The organism is Streptomyces sp. NPDC006923 (assembly GCF_040635655.1).
Taxonomy (GTDB): Bacteria; Actinomycetota; Actinomycetes; order Streptomycetales; family Streptomycetaceae; genus Streptomyces.
Window position 1 is genome coordinate 272,665 of sequence record NZ_JBEYIF010000005.1, and the last position, 16,678, is coordinate 289,342.

Genomic DNA, 16,678 nt, shown 5'->3' on the forward strand with positions numbered 1-16,678 from the left:
CGTTCCGCCCGTACCGGTCACCTGATATACGACCGGTATCGCATTGTGCGGTTATGGACGTGGGCCGTGACCGGCGTCACTTCTTGCTGTCGATGACGGCCTTCATCACGTTCTTGGCGATGGGGGCGGCGAGGCCGCCGCCGGAGATGTCGTCACGGCTGGCGCTGCTGTCCTCGACGACGACCGCGACGGCGACGGGGGACCCGTTGTCCGTCTTGGCGTACGAGATGAACCACGCGTAGGGGTTCTTGCTGTTGTTCTCGCCGTGCTGGGCGGTGCCGGTCTTGCCACCGACCGTCACGTTCGGGATCTGGGCGTTGCCGCCGGTGCCGGTCTTGACGACCGTCTCCATCATGCTCTGGAGCATCTGTGCGTGCTCCGGGGTCAGGGGGCGGCTCAGCTCCTCGGGCTCGGTCTTGCTGAGCACGTCGAGGTTGGGCGCCCCGAGCTGGTCGATCATGTACGGCTTCATCAGCTTGCCGTCGTTGGCGACCGCGGCGGCGACCATGGCCATCTGGAGCGGGGTGGCGCGGGTGTCGAACTGGCCGATGGCGGACTGCGCGGTCTGCGAGGGGTCGATGTTCTCGGGGAAGATCGAGGCGGAGGCGCGGACCGGGACGAACTGCTCCTCGTTGAAGCCGAACTTCTTCGCGGTCTCCAGCATCTTTTCCTTGCCGAGGTCCGAGCCCATCTTGCCGAAGACGGTGTTGCAGGAGACGCGCAGCGCTTCGCGGAGTGTGGCGTTCTTGCAGGGGATGTTGCCCTCGTTCTGCAGCGGCGTGGTGGTGCCGGGCATGATCCAGGGGAGCGGTGACTCGGTCGGTGCGTCGATGTCGGTGACCTTGCCGTGCTCCAGGGCCGCGGCCGCGGTGACGACCTTGAAGGTGGAGCCGGGCGGGTAGGTCTGGCGCAGTGCGCGGTTGAGCATCGGGTCGTCGGGGTTGTTCTTCTTGTCCAGCGAGACCCAGGCCTTGGTGTCCTTGTCGCTGTTGCCGGCGAAGGAGGCGGGGTCGTAGCTGGGGGTGGAGGCCAGCGCCAGGATCTTGCCCGTCTGCGGCTCGATGGCGGCGACGGCGCCCTTCTTGTCCCCGAGGCCCTCGAAGGCGGCCTTCTGGGCGGCGCCGCTGAGGGTGGTGACGACATTGCCGCCGCGCTTGGCCTTGCCGGTGAACATCGCCATGGTGCGGTCGAAGAACAGCCGGTCGTCGTTGCCGGTGAGGATGCCGTCCTCGATCTTCTCGATCTGGTTGGCGTCGAAGGCCTGTGAGGCGTAGCCGGTGACGGGGGCCCACATGGGGCCGTCGATGTAGGTGCGCTTGTAGACGAAGTCGGTGTCGTCCGTCTTGACGGAGCCGGTGATGGGCTTGCCGTCGACGATGATGTTGCCGCGCTCGTTGCTGTAGCGCTCGATGAGGACACGGCGGTTGTAGTCGTGCGAGTTCAGCTCGTCGGCGCGGACGTACTGGAGCCAGTTGTCCCGGACCAGCAGGGCGAGGATGAGCAGCCCGCAGAAGATCGCGATGCGTCGCAGCGGCTTGTTCACGGTCGGACCACCTGGGTCATCTCGGCGTCGGGTGACGGGGCTGGTGCCGGCGCGGGACGGCGCGCGGTGTCGCTGATACGGATGAGGATGCCGATCAGGGCCCAGTTGGCGAGTACGGAGGAGCCGCCGTACGCGACGAACGGCATGGTCATACCGGTCAGCGGGATCAGGCCCATGACGCCGCCGGCGACCACGAAGACCTGGATGGCGAAGGCGCCGGAGAGGCCGATGGCGAGGAGCTTGCCGAAGGGGTCGCGGGCGGCGAGGGCGGTGCGTACGCCCCGCTCCACGATCAGCCCGTAGATCAGCAGGAACGCCATGGTGCCGGCGAGGCCGAACTCCTCACCGACGGTGGTGAGGATGAAGTCGGCGTTGGCGGCGAAGCCGATGAGGTCGGAGTTGCCCTGGCCGAGTCCGGTGCCGAGGGTGCCGCCGGAGCCGAAGGACAGCAGCGCGTCGCCGATCTGCTGGCAGGCGCCGTCCGTCTCGTAGCAGGCGAAGGGGTCGAGCCAGGCGTTGACGCGGGCCTGGACGTGCGATTCGAAGGAGGCGACGCCGACGGCTCCGCCGACCGACATCAGCAGGCCGAAGACGATCCAGCTCGTGCGCTCGGTGGCGACGTACAGCATGACCACGAAGAGGCCGAAGAAGAGCAGCGAGGTGCCGAGGTCCGTCTCGAAGACCAGGATGAGGATCGAGAGGCCCCAGATGGCGAGGATGGGGCCCAGGTCGCGGCCGCGCGGCAGGTAGAGGCCCATGAAGCGGCGGCTGGCGAGGGCCAGGGCGTCGCGCTTCACCATCAGATAGCCGGAGAAGAAGATCGCGATGACGATCTTGGCGAACTCACCGGGCTGGATGGTGAAACCGCCGATGCTGATCCAGATCTTCGCGCCGTTCACGGCGGGGAAGAACATGGGCAGGATCAGCAGCACCAGACCGATGGCCATGGAGATGTAGGTGTAGCGCTGCAGGATGCGGTGGTCTCTGAGGAGCATCAGCACGGCCGCGAAGAGCGCGATGCCCATCGCCGAGTACAGAAGCTGCTTGGGCGCGTCGGCGCTGTACGAGCCGAACAGCCGCTCGGCGCGCCGGATGAGCCGCGGTGACTGGTCGAGACGCCAGATCAGCACCAGCCCGAGGCCGTTGAGCAGGGTGGCCAGCGGCAGCAGCAGCGGGTCGGCGTACGGGGCGAATTTGCGCACCACGAGGTGGGCGACGCCGGCGAGCAGGCCGAGGCCGAGCCCGTAGCCGAGCATCCCCGTGGGCACTTTGCCGTCGAGGGCGAGCCCCACGTTCAGGTAGGCGAACACCGGGATGACGACGGCGAAGGCGAGCAGGCCGAGTTCGGTGTTGCGGCGGCTCGGTGCTTCGATCGCGCCGATGGTGGTCGTATTGGTGACAACGCTCATGGTGGTGAAAGGCCCCCTACGGCCGGCTTCTACTGCTTCCCGCAGTTCGAGGCCACTTTCTGCTCCTCTTCCGAGAGGCTGGGGCCCGGAGTGGGAGTCGCTGCTTTCGGCTTGGTGTCGGTGGTGCTGCCGGAGGGATCCGTGCCGGTCGTCGGTGAGCCGGCCTGTGCCTCGTCGGTGACCACGTCGGCTTCGCGGTCCGCCTGCCGGCGCTGCTCGTCCTTCTTGCAGGCCGATGCCTGGACGGCGAGTTCCTGGATCTTGTCCCGTCCGCTGCCGAGGTTGCCCTCGGCGATGGTGGCCTCGACCTGCTTGCGCTGGTACTGCGGCAGGTACTTGAGTTCGATCTCGGGGTGGTCGGTCTCGACCTTCGAGAGCGAGAGCCAGGCGAGGTCCTGGCTGATGCCCCGGTAGAGCGCGACGTGCTGTTCGTTGGCGCCGACGTAGTACTGGGTCTGGGTCCAGCGGTAGCCGCCGTACAGGCCGCCGCCGACGACGGCGAGCGCGAGCACGACGTAGAACGATCTCTTGAGCCACCTGCCGCCCTGGCGGGGCTTGACGAAGTCCTCGTCGCTGTAGGCGCCGAAGCCGCCCTCGGGGGGCATGCCGTCGTAGCCCGCGTCGCCGCTGCCGGGCGGCCCGAAGGCGCCGGCGGGCTGCTGCGGGACGGCGCGGCCGAGGCCGGCGGCGCGGCCCGCGGGAGTCTGCATCGCGGCGGCGTTCTCCGCGGTGTTCAGCGGGTGCTGGTTCTCGGCGACCGCGCCGACGACGACCGGGGTGTCGTTGAGCTGGCCGGCCAGGGTGTCGTTGGACTCGACGTCCAGGACGTCGGCGACGATGCAGGTGATGTTGTCGGGGCCGCCGCCGCGCAGCGCGAGCTGGATGAGGGCCTGCACGGTCTCCTGCGGGCCGTGGTACCCGGCGAGGGTCTCCTCCATCGTCTGGTGGGAGACGACGCCGGAGAGGCCGTCCGAGCAGATCAGGTAGCGGTCGCCGACGCGGACCTCACGGATGGACAGGTCGGGCTCGACGTGGTCGCCGCTGCCCAGCGCGCGCATCAGCAGGGAGCGCTGCGGATGGGTGGTGGCTTCTTCCTCGGTGATCCGGCCCTCGTCGACCAGCCGCTGCACCCAGGTGTGGTCCTGGGTGATCTGGGTCAGTACGCCGTCGCGCAGCAGATAGGCGCGGGAGTCGCCGACATGGACGAGGCCGAGCCGCTGGCCGGTCCACAGGAGGGCGGTGAGCGTGGTGCCCATGCCCTCGAGCTGGGGGTCTTCCTCGACCATGACCCGTAGCTGGTCGTTGGCGCGCTGCACGGCGGTGCCGAGCGAGGTGAGGATGTCCGATCCCGGCACGTCGTCGTCGAGCTGGACGAGGGTGGAGATCACCTCGGAGGAGGCGACCTCGCCGGCGGCCTGGCCACCCATGCCGTCGGCGATGGCGAGCAGCCGGGGCCCGGCGTAGCCGGAGTCCTCGTTCCCCTCCCGGATCATGCCTTTGTGCGATCCGGCGGCGAAGCGCAGAGACAGACTCATGCGCACCTCGCCCGTCGGCTCGCCCGTCGACTGTCGCGCCAGCCGGTCTCGAGCCACACTGCCCACCCTCCGGTCGGGAGCCTGCCGCGGTCCGCTGTCGGTACCGCCGCGGCTCGCTCGCTCCGCTCGCTCATTGTCGTACTACTTCCGCAGCTCGATGACGGTCTTGCCGATGCGAATCGGAGCGCCCAGCGGAATCGGTGTCGGGGTGGTGAGTCGGGTCCGGTCGAGATACGTGCCGTTGGTGGACCCGAGATCCTCGACGATCCACTGGCCGTCACGGTCCGGGTAGATCCTGGCATGCCTGCTGGACGCGTAGTCGTCGTCCAGCACGATCGTTGAGTCGTGCGCGCGGCCCAGCGTGATCGTCTGCCCCTGGAGCGCCACCGTGGTGCCGGTGAGCGTGCCCTCGGAGACGACCAGCTTGGTCGGCGCGCCGCGGCGCTGCCGGGCTCCCTGCTGCTGGCGCTGCTGAGGCGGCGCCGGGGTCTGGCGGGCCTGCTGCGGGCGGGCGTCGCCGCTGCGGCGTGAGCCGCGCTGCGTGACGCGTGTTCCGAACAGGTCGCTGCGGATGACCTGGACGGCCACGATCACGAACAGCCACAGAACGGCCAGAAAACCTAGCCGCATGACCGTCAGGGTCAGCTCTGACATTGCCCCCGCTTCACCCTTCGGCTTGCCTGAAAACGATGGTGGTATTGCCCACGACGATCCGCGAGCCGTCGCGGAGCGTAGCGCGGGTGGTGTGCTGTCCGTCTACCACGATGCCGTTGGTGGAACCGAGGTCCTGGATGGTCGAGGGTGTTCCGCTGCGGATCTCGCAGTGGCGGCGCGATACGCCGGGGTCGTCGATCCGTACGTCCGCGTCGGTGCTGCGGCCGAGCACCAGCGTCGCACGGGACATCTGGTGCCTGGTGCCGTTGATCTCGATCCAGCGCCGTACCTGGCCGTGCGTCGCGCCGGGGCCGGGGGGCACGCGGCCCCCGGCGGGCGAGTGGCCGCCGCCGGGAGGCGGGGAGGCCGGCATGGGGGGCACCGCGGCGGGCGGGTAGCCGTAGCCGCCGGGAGCGCCGCCCTGGGGGGCGGCGTGCGCGGCGGGGCCGCGCTCGGGAGCGTGGGCCTGTGACGTACTCGACGCCAGGGTGCGGCTGCGCACCCGGTAGAGACCGGTGTCGAGGTCCTCGGCCTTCTCCAGATGGACCTTGATCGGGCCCATGAAGGTGTAGCGCTGCTGCTTCGCGTAATCGCGGACCAGCCCGGACAGTTCGTCACCGAGCTGGCCGGAGTACGGGCTGAGGCGCTCGTAGTCGGGCGTGCTCAGCTCCACGATGAAGTCGTTGGGGACGACGGTCCGTTCGCGATTCCAGATCGTCGCGTTGTTGTCGCACTCGCGCTGGAGGGCACCCGCGATCTCGACGGGCTGGACCTCCGACTTGAACACCTTCGCGAAGGTGCCGTTGACCAAACCTTCGAGACGCTGTTCGAAACGCTTCATGACTCCCATGGGGCACCTCCTCCGTCGTTGGCGTCCTGGTACTGCTTACTGATCGTATCCACGCGTCGGGAAATCGGCTGGTTCCCCTTGTCTGGCCCGTCGATGAGTGTCACCTCTCACACGGATCGTAGAGGCGCACTCATGACAGTGTCCCGCACCCCGGGTCCACCGAGGAGGAGTGGGTGCGGCCGTCCTTCGTTCCCTGGTCTCCCTTCGGGTAGCCGAAACAACGGATGTGAATCCACCCTCGTCACCGTGCTAATCTTCTCGATGTCGCCAGGAGCACACACCAGCAGGTGAGGCACCGAACGACACACCCAATGCGCGGGTGGCGGAATAGGCAGACGCGCTGGATTCAGGTTCCAGTGCCCGAAAGGGCGTGGGGGTTCAACTCCCCCCTCGCGCACCGATGAAGCCCCGCAGGTCCTCGGACCTGCGGGGCTTTTCGTTGCGACATTGTGTCCTGGTTGTGTCCTTACGTCCTGATGTCCCGCGCGCATCGGCCGTGTCCGGACCGCCTTGGCGCAAAACCGGCGTGAGACATGCCTCCCGCCGGGGCTCGGCCCGGTGGGAGGCATGTCTCATCGCTCAGGTGGGCGGACCGGCAGGGCCCGGTCGGCCCGGTCCGCCCCGTGGCGGAATCAGGCCGCGAGGCGGGCGGCGAGGGCCTTGGCCTTCTGGGTCGCCTCTTCGCGCGCCTTTGTGCGGGACGCCTCGGCGAGCGGGATGAAGTCGGCCATCTCGGGCTTCGAGTGGGCCAGGGTGAGCTCGGGCACGATGAAGTCGATCTCGGTGGCGCCGAACATGCCCGTCAGGACCTTCTCCAGATAGGTCTGGACGAACTCGAACTCCTCGCGCGGGGTGCCGGGCGCGTAGGAGCCGCCGCGGCTGGCGACGATGGTGAACGGGGTGTTCGCCAGCGTGCTGTCGGGTCCCGCGTTGTGGCCGACGATGATCACCTGGTCGAGCCAGGCCTTCAGCGTGGACGGGATCGTGAAGTTGTACATCGGCGCGCCGATCAGCACGGCGTCCGCCTCGGCCAGCTCGGCGGCGAGCTCGGCGCGCAGCGCGTTCTCCGCGCCGGCGACGACGGCCGTGACGTCCAGGTGGGGCAGCGGGGTGGCGGCGAGATCGCGGTAGACGACCTTGCCCTCGGGGTGCTGTTCCTGCCAGGAGCGGACGAACTCGGCGGTGATGTCGCGCGAGGCGGAGCCCTCGGGGAAGACGGCGGAGTCGATGTGCAGAAGCGTGGCCATGACGTTCTCCATGGGTGCGTGGGGGATCCGCACCGATGGTGGCGCGGGGACGGTGTTTCCGTTCGTACCTATAGATAACATAGTCGCTTACTTTTTTTCATCTCCTTCACGGGGGCCGGTACTCTGTAGGCATGGCTGACCACAGCGAGGAAGCGTGCAAGAGGGTGGACGTGAGCATCACGCGCGTCTTCGAGCTGCTGGGCAAGCGGTGGACCGGACCGATCATTTCCGTGCTCATGGAGCGGGCGGTCTACTTCGCGGAGCTTCGGCGGGCGATCCCGGGCATCAGCGAACGCATGCTGTCGGACCGGCTCACCGAGCTCGGCACGGCCGGACTGGTCGTGCGGGAGGTCGACGAGGGACCGCCCCTGCGGGTCGCGTACCGGCTGACGGCGGCCGGGGCGGCGATGGAACCGGCCCTGAAGGAACTCTCGCTGTGGGCCGAGTCCTATCTCCGGGAGAGCGCCGAGAAGGGCTGCTGACGCGGGGCCGTTCCGGGCCCCGAGCCCTTGGGCCGTCGCACCAGGACCGGCCGTGGCAGCACCAGGTTGGCGGGCTCTTCCTGCCGCTGACAGGGGCCGGTCGGGGCTCTTTCCGCCGCTGAGGGGGCCGGACATTGAGTTGTCCACAGGCCGTTGTCCACAGGGGAAGACGGCTGTCCCGGCCGGGGGTACCGTCGTGGACAGTTGATGTTGCACGAGCACGGGGGAGGCCGCACATCATGGGCGAGGTCGAATCGGTGGAGCCCGGTCGGCGGGCGGATTCCGGAGACGGACGCGTTCCGGTGGTGCCGGGCTTCGCGCCGCGTACGGGCGAGGCCGTGCACCGTCTGGCGGGCGGGCGGGGCCCCGGAGGGGTCCCCGTCGACGCACGGACCCCCAAGGGGCTGGGGAAGGCGCTGCGGGCCAGGGTGCCGCGCTCCTCGCACGATTCGGTGGTGTTCGCCGCGCAGCGGCCCGACGCCGTGCGGGCCGTCGAGGAGTCCAGCCGCGACCGGGTGCCGGGTCTGGTCCCGCTCCGGGTCGGACGGATGGCCGCGACTCCCTTCGCCTTTATGCGCGGCGCCGCCGGACTGATGGCGTACGACCTGACGGGCACCCCGGTCACCGGCATCGGCACACAGATCTGCGGCGACGCGCACGCCGCCAACTTCGGCCTGTACGGGGACGCGCGCGGTCGGCTCGTCATCGATCTGAACGACTTCGACGAGACCGTGGCCGGCCCCTGGGAGTGGGACGTCAAGCGGCTCGCCACCTCGCTGGTGCTGGCCGGCCGAGAGGCGGGCGCGGACGAGGACACCTGCCGGCGCGGCGCGCACGACGCGGTGGGCTCCTACCGGCGCACCATGCGGCTGCTGGCGAAGCTGCCCGCGCTGGACGCGTGGAACGCGATCGCGGACGAGGAGCTCGTCTCCCACGCGGACGCCCGTGATCTGGCCGGCACGCTGGAGCGGGTGTCGGAGAAGGCCCGCAGGAACACCAGCGCGCGGTTCGCGGCCAGGTCGACGGTGCTGGTGCCGGACGAGAGCGGCTCCGGCGGGGGGTCCTCGCTGCGCTTCGTCGACGCGCCGCCCGTGCTGCGGCGGGTGCCCGACGGGGAGGCGGCAGCGGTGGCGGCGTCGCTGGAGGAGTATCTGGGCACCCTCTCCGAGGACCGGCTGCCACTGCTCGCGCGGTACGCGATCCACGATGTGGCCTTCCGCGTGGTCGGCACCGGCAGCGTCGGGACGCGCTCGTACGTGGTGCTGCTCGCCGACCACCTGGGCGAGCCGCTGGTGCTCCAGGTGAAGGAGGCGCGGGCGTCGGCGCTGCTGCCGCATCTGCCGGCCGTCGGCTTCGAGGCGCCGCGGGCGGAGCACGAGGGACGCCGCGTGGTGCTCGGCCAGAAGCGGATGCAGGTGGTGAGCGACACTTTGCTGGGCTGGACGACCGCCGCGGGCAGGCCCTATCAGGTACGGCAGTTCAGGAATCGGAAGGGGAGCGTGGACCCGACGGCGCTGCCGGCCGACCAGATCGACGACTACGGACGGATGACGGGAGCGCTGCTGGCCAGGGCCCACGCGCACAGCGTGGACCCGCGCCTGGTCGCGGGGTACTGCGGCAAGAACGAGGAGCTGGACGAGGCAGTGGCGGCCTTCGCCGTGGCGTACGCGGACCGTACGGAGGCGGATCACGCCGAGCTGGTCTCAGCCGTCAGGAGCGGGCGGATAGCCGCCGAGCTCGGGGTGTGACGGCGCGGGGCGGGGCCGGGACCCCGGCGATCACCCGTACGCTGGACGGGTGACGCATGACGCCCCGGGGAGCTGACGATCCGTAATGACGACGAGCAGGACGTACGAGATGTGCCGGACGCGACGCGACGCGCGAAGGCGGCAGGCGTGAGCGGGGCGGGCTCGGTACACGGAGCGGCGTCGGACGCGGCGGACGCGCTGCGGCCCGAGGCGCGGCTGGAGAAGGCCGTGCGCGCCGCGGAGCAGGCTCTGATCGAGTTCGAGATCGCGCTGGAGACCTTCCGGATCGAGGTGGAGAACTTCTCCCGGCTGCATCACCAGCGGCTCGGCCCGATGTACGCCCGGCTGGACGAGCTGGACGCGATGATCGCGGAGGCCCGGGCGGCCCGCAGCGGTGATCCCGAGGACGCGCGCAAGGCCCGCGAGGCCCGGGCGCTGGTGCAGCCGATGCCCGGTGTGGAGGAGCTCTTCCACGATTGGCTCGACTCGGAGGGGCTGTCGCCGGAGGCGGCGGCGATGCTGACCGATCAGCCCGTACGCCCGCCCGCGCGGGTCCGGCCGAGCGACGAGGCCCGCAAGCTCTACCGCGATCTGGTGCGCAAGGCGCACCCGGATCTGGCGCAGGACGAGACGGAGCGGGCACGGCGTGAGGAATTCATCACGCGTGTCAACGCCGCCTATGCCCGCGGGGACGAGCCGCTGCTGCGGGAGCTTGCCGGCGAGTGGGCGGCGGGGCCCGCGCCGCGGGCGCCCCGGCTGAGCGAGAGCGAGGAGCTCTATGCCCGGCTGGAGTGGCTGTCGCAGCGCAAGGAGATGCTGACGCTGGTCGCCCAGGAGCTGGAGCAGAGCGCCATCGGAGCCATGCTCAGGATGGCGCCCGACGACCCCGACCGGCTGCTGGAGGAGATCGCCGAGCAGTTGCTGGCGGAGGTCGCCGGGCGCGAGACGGAACTGTCCCGGCTCGTGCAGTAGGTTTTCCGGAGGCCACTGGTTTCCGCCCGTCATGACGAGAGAAGGCAACGCCCATGAATTCCGCCCCGCTGCCCGCGGTCGATGTCGCGGCGGTCCCGTCCGACGGACTGGTGCTGGACGTCCGGGAGGACGACGAGTGGGCGGCCGGTCATGTCGAGGGCGCGCTGCATGTCCCGATGAGTGACTTCGTGGCCCGTTTCGGAGAGGTGACCGAGGCGGTGGCCGGGGGCCGCACGGCCTATGTGATGTGCCGGGTCGGCGGCCGCTCCGCGCAGGTCACCCAGTATCTGGTGCAGCAGGGCATCGACGCGGTGAACGTGGAGGGCGGCATGCTCGCCTGGGACGGCGCCGGGCGTCCGGTGGTCACCGACAACGGCGGCCCGGCGTTCGTCCTCTGAGACCGGTCCGCGCGGTCCGGGTCGGCCGACCCGGACCCGGCCGGAGGCGGCTCGGTTCAGCGGTCGAAGTCCAACTCCACTTCGGCGGTGGCCGGATGGGACTGGCAGGCCAGCACATAGCCGGCTTCCGTCTCCTCCGGTTCCAGCGCGAAATTGCGGTCCATCCGGACCTCGCCCGAGACCAGGAACGCCCGGCACGTCCCGCACACCCCGCCCTTGCAGGCGTACGGCGCGTCCGAGCGGCTGCGCAGCACCGTCTCCAGGAGTGAATCGCCTTCCAGGACCGGCCAGTTGCCGGAGCGGCCGTCAAGGGTCGCGGTGAGGGTGCTGCGGGCCGGGACCCGCGCCGCGGCCGACGACGAGACCGCGGCGGCGCCGTCGTCGACATGGAAGATCTCCTGGTGGACACGGCTCCGGGGGACACCGAGACCGCGCAGCGCGCGCTCGGCGCCCGCGACCAGACCCAGCGGTCCGCAGAGGAACCATCCGTCGACCTCGGCCACCGGCAGCAGTGAGGGCAGCAGTCCGGTCAGCCGCTCCCGGTCCAGCCGTCCGGACGGCAGCCCCGCCTGCTGCTCCTCCCGGGAGACCACCGTGACGAGCTGAAAACGGTCCGGCCAGCGGTCCTTGAGGTCGGCGACCTCCTCCAGGAACATCGTCGACGCCACGGTGCGGTCGCTGCGGATCAGACAGAACCGGGCGCCGGGCTCCCGCTCCAGCAGGGTGGCCGCGATCGACAGCACCGGTGTGATGCCGCTGCCGCCGACGATCGCCGCGAAATGCCCGGGGCGCGGTTCGAGTACGAAGCGGCCCGTCGGCGCCATGGCCTCGACGGTGTCACCGACCGCGAGTTCCTTGAAGGCGTATGTCGAGAACTCGCCGCTCTCGACCAGCCGGATGCCCACCCGCAGCACCGGATCGCCGGCGCCGGCGGGCGCGCAGATCGAGTACGTACGGCGGATCTCCTTGCCCTGTGCCGTGCGGCGCAGGGCGATGTGCTGGCCGGGCAGGTGCCGGAAGGTCTCGCGCAGTTCGGGGGGCACGTCGAGGGTGACGGCCACCGAGTCGTCCGTGAGCCGCTCGACCTCGCCGACCCGGAGCGGATGGAACATCTACAACTCCTTGAAGTGGTCGAACGGTTCGCCGCAGGAGGCGCAGCGGCGCAGCGCCTTGCAGGCGGTGGAGGAGAACCTGCTCAGCAGCTCGGTGTCGGCCGAGCCGCAGTGCGGGCAGCGGATGGCGAGCGCCAGCGGCACCGGCCCGCCGGTGTGGTGCGGGCGGGGCGGGGCTATGCCGAACTCGGCGAGCTTGCGCCGTCCCTCGGCGCTGATGTCGTCCGTCGACCAGGCCGGGGAGAGGACGGTGACGACCGAGACCTCGGGGATGCCGTGTTCACGCAGGACGCGCTCTATGTCCGAGGACATCGCCTCGATCGCCGGACAGCCGGTGTAGGTGGGCGTCAGCTCGACCCGGGCGCTGCCGGGGCCGGACATCCGGACGTCGCGCAGCACGCCCAGCTCCTCCAGTGTCAGCACCGGGAGCTCGGGATCGGGCACGGCGCCGGCGAGGCGGCGCAGCTCGGTCTCCAGCGGCGTCGGCGCCGTGGGCGGGGTGCCGGCCGCCGCGGTCGTCGCCGCGCCGCCGGTCACCATGACGCCCCCGGGTGGCTGCGGTGCAGATGCTGCATCTCGGCGAGCATCCGTCCGAAGGGCTCGGTGTGCAGGCCCTGCCGTCCGGCGCCTGCCGTCCAGGCCCCGGAGCGCGGCCCCTCCGGCAGGGGCAGTGTCGCCCGCTCCAGCACGGCGGTGACGGAGTCCAGCCAACCGCTCTCCAGGGCCTGCCAGTCGACGTCGAGTCCTTCGACGGGGCGGAACATCTCGCCGGTGAACCGCCAGAGCGCGTCGCAGGCCCGCCGCATCCGGTCATGGCTCTCGGCCGTGCCGTCGCCGAGCCGCAGCGTCCAGTGCTCGGCGTGGTCCTGGTGGTACGCGACCTCCTTGACCGCCTTGGCCGCGAGTCCGGTGAATTCGCTGTCCCCGGCCGCCAACTGCCGGTACAGCAGGAGCTGGTAGGTGGAGAAGTAGAGCTGACGGGCGATGGTCCGCGCGAAGTCGCCGTTGGGCTGCTCGACCAGTTGGAGATTGCGGAAGGACCGCTCCTCGCGCAGATAGGCCAGGTCGTCCTCGTCCCCGGCGAGGGACAGCAGGATCCGGGCCTGTCCGAGGAGGTCCAGCGCGATATTGGCGAGGGCGACCTCCTCCTCCAGCACGGGGGCGTGGCCCGCCCACTCCCCCAGTCGGTGCGAGAGCACCAGCGCGTCGTCGCCCAGGGCCAGTGCGGCGGCGGTGAGGGTCGCCGGTGCGCCGCTCACAGGTGCTTCACCCCCTCCGGGATCTCGTAGAAGGTCGGATGCCGGTACGGCTTGTCGGCGGCGGACGCGAAGAACGGGTCCTTCTCGTCGGGCGAGGAGGCCGTGACCGCCGAGGACGGCACGACCCAGACGGAGACGCCCTCGCCGCGGCGGGTGTAGAGATCGCGGGCGTTGCGCAGGGCCATCTCCGCGTCCGGTGCGTGCAGGCTGCCCGCGTGGGTGTGGGACAGCCCGCGGCGCGAGCGTACGAACACCTCCCACAGCGGCCAGTCGGTCGATCCGGTCATGCCGTCGCCTCCGTTCGCGTTCCGCCGGGTGCGGCCTCGGCGGCGCGCTTCGCCGCGTAGGCGGCTGCCGCCTCGCGCACCCAGGCCCCCTCGTCGTGCGCCCGGCGGCGCTGGGTGATCCGTTCTTCGTTGCAGGGGCCGTTGCCCTTCAGCACGTTCTTGAACTCGTCCCAGTCGATGGCTCCGAAGTCGTGCCGGCCGGCTCGCTCGTTCCACCGGAGATCCGGGTCGGGGAGGGTCAGTCCGAGGGCCTCGGCCTGCGGGACGCAGATGTCCACGAACCGCTGACGCAGTTCGTCATTGGAATGCCGCTTGATCTTCCAGGCCATGGACTGCGCGGAGTGCGCCGATTCGTCGTCGGGCGGACCGAACATCATCAGGGACGGCCACCACCAGCGGTCCACGGCGTCCTGCGCCATCGCGTGCTGGGCGGGCGTCCCCTTGCTGAGGGCGAGCAGCAGCTCGTAGCCCTGCCGCTGGTGGAAGGACTCCTCCTTGCAGATCCTGACCATCGCCCGGGCGTAGGGGCCGTACGAGCAGCGGCACAGCGGGACCTGGTTGGTGATCGCCGCGCCGTCCACCAGCCAGCCGATCGCGCCGACGTCGGCCCAGGTCAGCGTCGGGTAGTTGAAGATCGACGAATACTTCTGGCGGCCGGAGTGGAGCTTGTCGAGCAGTTCCTCGCGGCCGGTGCCCAGGGTCTCGGCCGCGCTGTAGAGATACAGGCCGTGTCCCGCCTCGTCCTGCACCTTGGCCATCAGGATCGCCTTGCGGCGCAGTGACGGCGCGCGCGTGATCCAGTTCGCCTCCGGCTGCATGCCGATGATCTCGGAGTGGGCGTGCTGGGCCATCTGGCGGACCAGCGTGGCGCGGTACGCCTCCGGCATCCAGTCCCGCGGCTCGATGCGCTCGTCGGCGGCCACGGCGGCGTCGAAAGCCGCCTCGAATGCCTCCGCCGTCGTTTCCGTCGCCGTCTCCGCGGCGTTCGCGGTCACTGCCGTCATCCGGACCCCCTACCGACCGATCGTTCGGTTCGTGAACTTCAATGGTGAGTCGGTGGCCCGTAGGGTGTCAACCCTGTGGATGACTGACTGCGGTACCGACGGGGATCGGGGCGGGATGGATTCGTACGACGACAAGGGTGTGAGGGCCGGGTCGCCGCCCGGCGTCGGGATATCCGGCCTCTCTCTCCCCTATCAGGTGGCCGCCGCGCTCGCGTTCGCGGTCATCGCCCTGCTGACCTGCGGGCATCTCGCCATGGTCTTCCTGCATGTCGCCCCGTCCAACACGCTGACCAAGCAGCACGGCGAAGCCGTCGACGAGTGGATCTATCCCGAGTTCGAGCAGAACTGGAAGCTCTTCGCGCCCAATCCTCTCCAGCAGAATGTCGCGGTGCAGGTGCGTGCCGAGGTCGAGTCCTCCTCCGACGGCACCCGGAAGACCACCGGCTGGATCGATCTCTCCGCCGAGGACGGCGCGGCGATCCGCGGCAATCTCCTGCCCAGCCATGTCGACCAGAACGAGTTGCGCCGGGGCTGGGACTTCTTCGTCGGCTCGCACGACAACGAGAACCGTCCCACTGGTCTGCGCGGTCGGCTCTCCGAGGGCTATGTCCGCCGCATAGTGATGCTCCGCCTGGAGAGCCACGATCTGGGCGGCCCGGTGGAACGTATCCAGCTCAGGTCCGCCACCAGCGCCGTACCGGCCCCGGCGTGGAGCAAGGAGAAGATCAGCACACGGCCCCTGTACCGGGTCCTGCCCTGGTGGACGGTGAACGCCGCGGATCTTGCCGGCGGTGTACGGAACGGCCGTACGGAGGCGGGCGAATGAGCGAGCAGCCGATCAACCGGACGGGCACCGACCGGTGGGCCGCCCGGGCCCTTCAGCGCATCAGCTCCACGGCCCTCGGCCCGTATCAGAGCGCGGTCGTCCGGATCGGCTTCGCCGGGACCTGGCTGCTCTTCCTGCTGCGCGAGCTGCCGCACCGCCGGGAGCTGTACGGGCCCGAGTCCCCGTGGAGCTGGGAGATGGCCCGGCAACTGATCGCGAGGAACGGCGCGTTCACCGGACTGATGTGGTCGGACAGCACGGTGTGGTTCGAGATCGTGTTCGCCGTCGCCGTGCTGTCCAGTGCTCTGCTGATGCTCGGCTGGCGCACGCGCACCATGTCCGTGCTGTTCATGTTCGGTGTCCTGTCGCTCCAGAACCGCAGCATCTTCATGGGCGACGGCGGCGACAACGTCATCCATCTGATGTCGGTCTATCTGGTGCTGACGCGCTGCGGGCAGGTCTGGTCGCTGGACGCCGCGCGGGCCGCGCGGACCGAGGCGCGGGCCCGTGAGGGCGCCGGGGCCGGGGAGACCGCCGAGGAGAACGCGGCGGAGGGGCACGGCGCCGCGGCAGGGGACGGCGCGGCGGCTGCGCGCCCCGCCGCCGTGCGGGACCGGCTCGGACCGGTGCTGTGGGTGCTCATGGGGGCCTTCCTCCTCATCGGCACGGTGACGGACCGCGTCCAGGTGGAGACCTGGCTGCTTGTCCTTCTCTGGGGGGTGCTGGCCGGGCAGGCGCTGTGGTGGGCCGCGAACCGCTACGCGCCGGGAGGCGAGCCGCGCGCCCTGCTCGATGTCCTCGCCAATCTCGCCCACAATGCCGCGCTCGTGGTGATCATGGCTGAGGTCTGTCTCGTGTACGCCACCGCCGGCTGGTACAAGATCCAGGGCTCGCGCTGGCAGGACGGCACCGCCCTCTACTACCCGCTCCAGCTCGATTACTTCGCGCCCTGGCCGGATCTCTCCGGTCTGCTCGCGGCCAGCGGTGTTGTGGTGATGCTGGTGACCTACATCACGGTCATCGTGCAGGTCGCCTTCCCGTTCACGCTCTTCAACCGGCGCGTCAAGAATGTCCTGCTGGTCGCGATGATGCTGGAGCACGCGGGCATCGCCCTGCTTCTCGGGCTGCCGTTCTTCTCGCTCGCGATGATCGCCGCCGACGCGGTTTTCCTGCCGACGACCTTCCTCCGGCGCCTCGGCGACGCTGTCGCGGCCGGGGCGCGCCGGCTCTTCTCCCGGGCCGGGGCGAAACCGCCGGAGCGGCGGTACGACAGCGAGGACCGGCCCCGCACGCTCGTCGGCTGAGCGGCGGACACCGGCCCGGCGCGGGATCCGGCCCGGGCCGGCGGCACC

17 protein-coding genes and 1 tRNA gene are annotated in these 16,678 nt (G+C 70.2%); 7 read left to right on the forward strand and 11 right to left on the reverse strand.

Going from position 1 to position 16,678, the window contains the following annotated elements:
- Positions 1-76: 76 nt before the first annotated feature.
- From ABZ707_RS12335 to ABZ707_RS12355, 5 genes are all read right to left on the reverse strand, one after another.
- On the reverse strand, positions 77-1,543 hold the full coding sequence (locus ABZ707_RS12335) for a penicillin-binding protein 2 (protein WP_360171992.1): 1,467 nt from the start codon (positions 1,541-1,543) through the stop codon (positions 77-79).
- Entirely contained in the window at positions 1,540-2,952 is a 1,413-nt protein-coding gene (locus tag ABZ707_RS12340) for an FtsW/RodA/SpoVE family cell cycle protein (RefSeq protein WP_360171995.1), read from the reverse strand. Before ABZ707_RS12340 ends, ABZ707_RS12335 begins: the two co-directional genes overlap by 4 nt.
- Positions 2,953-2,981: 29 nt before the next feature.
- Positions 2,982-4,487 carry a PP2C family serine/threonine-protein phosphatase gene (locus ABZ707_RS12345; RefSeq protein WP_360171998.1) on the reverse strand — a complete coding sequence of 502 codons (1,506 nt, stop codon included), beginning with the start codon at positions 4,485-4,487 and terminating at the stop codon, positions 2,982-2,984.
- Between the two features lie 141 nt (positions 4,488-4,628).
- Entirely contained in the window at positions 4,629-5,141 is a 513-nt protein-coding gene (locus ABZ707_RS12350; protein ID WP_319679210.1) for an FHA domain-containing protein, read from the reverse strand.
- Positions 5,142-5,151: 10 nt separating this feature from the next.
- Positions 5,152-5,991 (reverse strand): DUF3662 and FHA domain-containing protein, encoded by an 840-nt coding sequence (locus ABZ707_RS12355; RefSeq protein WP_360172001.1) that lies wholly within the window; start codon positions 5,989-5,991, stop codon positions 5,152-5,154.
- A 313-nt stretch (positions 5,992-6,304) separates the two neighbouring features.
- Between ABZ707_RS12355 and ABZ707_RS12360 the strand changes: the two genes are divergently transcribed.
- Positions 6,305-6,388, forward strand: a tRNA-Leu gene (locus ABZ707_RS12360).
- Positions 6,389-6,623: 235 nt separating this feature from the next.
- Here the strand turns inward: ABZ707_RS12360 and ABZ707_RS12365 are convergent.
- Positions 6,624-7,238, reverse strand: coding sequence for an NAD(P)H-dependent oxidoreductase (locus tag ABZ707_RS12365; RefSeq protein ID WP_360172004.1), 615 nt, complete (start codon positions 7,236-7,238; stop codon positions 6,624-6,626).
- A gap of 131 nt (positions 7,239-7,369) precedes the next feature.
- Here ABZ707_RS12365 and ABZ707_RS12370 point away from each other — a divergent pair, with 131 nt between their 5' ends.
- The 4 genes from ABZ707_RS12370 (at position 7,370) to ABZ707_RS12385 (ending at position 10,838) form a co-directional block, all read left to right on the forward strand.
- A complete protein-coding gene (locus ABZ707_RS12370) occupies positions 7,370-7,720 on the forward strand; it encodes a helix-turn-helix domain-containing protein (RefSeq protein WP_360172007.1) in 351 nt (116 codons plus the stop codon).
- Positions 7,721-7,959: 239 nt separating this feature from the next.
- On the forward strand, positions 7,960-9,468 hold the full coding sequence (locus tag ABZ707_RS12375; protein ID WP_360172010.1) for a DUF2252 domain-containing protein: 1,509 nt from the start codon (positions 7,960-7,962) through the stop codon (positions 9,466-9,468).
- Positions 9,469-9,615: 147 nt separating this feature from the next.
- Positions 9,616-10,440, forward strand: coding sequence for a J domain-containing protein (locus tag ABZ707_RS12380; RefSeq protein ID WP_360172012.1), 825 nt, complete (start codon positions 9,616-9,618; stop codon positions 10,438-10,440).
- A gap of 53 nt (positions 10,441-10,493) precedes the next feature.
- Complete coding sequence (locus ABZ707_RS12385; protein ID WP_360172015.1) at positions 10,494-10,838, forward strand: rhodanese-like domain-containing protein; 345 nt, start codon at positions 10,494-10,496, stop codon at positions 10,836-10,838.
- 56 nt (positions 10,839-10,894) lie between these two features.
- On the opposite strand, the gene ABZ707_RS12390 is transcribed toward ABZ707_RS12385, so the two are convergent.
- The 5 genes from ABZ707_RS12390 to paaA are packed head-to-tail and all read right to left on the reverse strand — an operon-like array spanning position 10,895 to position 14,500.
- A complete protein-coding gene (locus tag ABZ707_RS12390) occupies positions 10,895-11,950 on the reverse strand; it encodes a 2Fe-2S iron-sulfur cluster-binding protein (RefSeq protein WP_360172018.1) in 1,056 nt (351 codons plus the stop codon).
- Complete coding sequence (gene paaD, locus ABZ707_RS12395) at positions 11,951-12,490, reverse strand: 1,2-phenylacetyl-CoA epoxidase subunit PaaD (protein ID WP_360172021.1); 540 nt, start codon at positions 12,488-12,490, stop codon at positions 11,951-11,953.
- On the reverse strand, positions 12,484-13,209 hold the full coding sequence (paaC, locus tag ABZ707_RS12400; RefSeq protein WP_360172024.1) for a 1,2-phenylacetyl-CoA epoxidase subunit PaaC: 726 nt from the start codon (positions 13,207-13,209) through the stop codon (positions 12,484-12,486). Before paaC ends, paaD begins: the two co-directional genes overlap by 7 nt.
- Positions 13,206-13,496 carry a 1,2-phenylacetyl-CoA epoxidase subunit PaaB gene (paaB, locus tag ABZ707_RS12405; RefSeq protein ID WP_360172027.1) on the reverse strand — a complete coding sequence of 97 codons (291 nt, stop codon included), beginning with the start codon at positions 13,494-13,496 and terminating at the stop codon, positions 13,206-13,208. The genes paaC and paaB overlap by 4 nt, the downstream gene beginning before the upstream one ends.
- On the reverse strand, positions 13,493-14,500 hold the full coding sequence (gene paaA, locus ABZ707_RS12410; RefSeq protein ID WP_360172030.1) for a 1,2-phenylacetyl-CoA epoxidase subunit PaaA: 1,008 nt from the start codon (positions 14,498-14,500) through the stop codon (positions 13,493-13,495). Before paaA ends, paaB begins: the two co-directional genes overlap by 4 nt.
- 115 nt (positions 14,501-14,615) lie before the next feature.
- Here paaA and ABZ707_RS12415 point away from each other — a divergent pair, with 115 nt between their 5' ends.
- On the forward strand, positions 14,616-15,326 hold the full coding sequence (locus ABZ707_RS12415; protein ID WP_360172580.1) for a DUF5819 family protein: 711 nt from the start codon (positions 14,616-14,618) through the stop codon (positions 15,324-15,326).
- Positions 15,323-16,630: an HTTM domain-containing protein gene (locus tag ABZ707_RS12420; RefSeq protein WP_360172033.1), complete on the forward strand. Its 1,308-nt coding sequence runs from the start codon at positions 15,323-15,325 to the stop codon at positions 16,628-16,630. The genes ABZ707_RS12415 and ABZ707_RS12420 overlap by 4 nt, the downstream gene beginning before the upstream one ends.
- Positions 16,631-16,678 lie beyond the last annotated feature (48 nt).